This window comes from Vibrio sp. 970 (assembly GCF_033339075.1).
Window position 1 is genome coordinate 1 of the sequence record NZ_JAWOTW010000506.1, and the last position, 613, is coordinate 613.

Consider the following 613-nt stretch of genomic DNA (forward strand, 5'->3'; position numbering starts at 1 on the left):
GGTTTCCCCCAATTTTGAGGTGTCGACCATACCCATGAAGTATGCCATTACATAGCCAACTAGCATGGCAATCACGATCGAAGCCACACGAATGTATGGGTTTTTAGAACGATTCAAAATCACAATTAACCCAAGTACGGTACCAGCGAGCGCCAGTTTGTCTAAGCTACCAAAAGTACCGTCGCCCATTGCAGCATAGCCTCCACCCATAGAAACCAAGCCGACTTGGATCAGCGTCAGGCCAATCAGAGTTACGACAATGCCAGAGACGAGAGGTGTGATGATGCGACGTGCATGCTCAAGCACACGAGACAGTAAAATCTCGGCAAAAGAGGCGACTAAAATCGTACCGAAAATCGCCGCCATCATGGTGCTGATGTCCGCGCCACCTGCTTTGAGTGATAAACCCGCACCGATGATTGGACCCAAAAAGTTAAAGCTGGTGCCTTGCACCGATAGCAAGCCGGAGCCAACAGGGCCAAAGGTACGGATTTGGATAAAGGAAGAAACACCAGATGCAAACAGCGACATGCTGATAATGGTGTTGGTTTGATCGGCCGGAACGCCCAAAGATTGGCAAATGATTAATGAAGGTGTAATCACCGCAACGAAC

The 613-nt window shown here is 49.1% G+C and carries 1 protein-coding gene; it reads right to left on the reverse strand.

The window, feature by feature from the left end; translation table 11 throughout:
- The coding region (locus R7Q11_RS27565) for a solute carrier family 23 protein (RefSeq protein WP_318094474.1) at window positions 1–613 on the reverse strand (613 nt) is incomplete at both ends.